The following is a 400-nucleotide window of genomic DNA, read 5'->3' on the forward strand; positions in this document are numbered from 1 at the left end:
TGCTGCTGTTCCCGCTCCCGAGCCGCTTGGGGGTCGGCGGCGATGATCCATGCTTCGAGGTTGCGGCGGATCCGCTGCCACGACCACAACCGCAGGGCGACCGCGAGTTTCCGATCCAACCGCGAAGCGGCCTCCGCGTTCAGCTGGGAGATGGCTGGCCGGTTCACCACCTCGGCGACCTGCCACCACCGCAGACTCCCCGTGAGGAACGCCTCCCACAACGCGGGGAACCTAAACCGCACATCCAGGACGGTCCCGATCTTCTCCAACGCCGCATCGGGGGAGATCTGAAGAATCCCGGCGAGTTCGTGGGCGAGGAACTCACCCACCGACGGAGTCCCGTCCCCACCCGGCTCGAGGAACCCTTCCACAGCCTCCATCACCGCGGCATCGTCGACCT

1 pseudogene is annotated in these 400 nt (G+C 67.0%); it reads right to left on the minus strand.

The annotated features are described in order from the left end of the window. Positions 1–383: pseudogene (locus tag EII35_RS15655) on the minus strand (hypothetical protein); the annotation flags it as partial. Between the last annotated feature and the right edge of the window lie 17 nt (positions 384–400).

The organism is Arachnia propionica, from assembly GCF_003932785.1.
In the GTDB taxonomy this organism is placed as follows: Bacteria; Actinomycetota; Actinomycetes; order Propionibacteriales; family Propionibacteriaceae; genus Arachnia; species Arachnia propionica_B.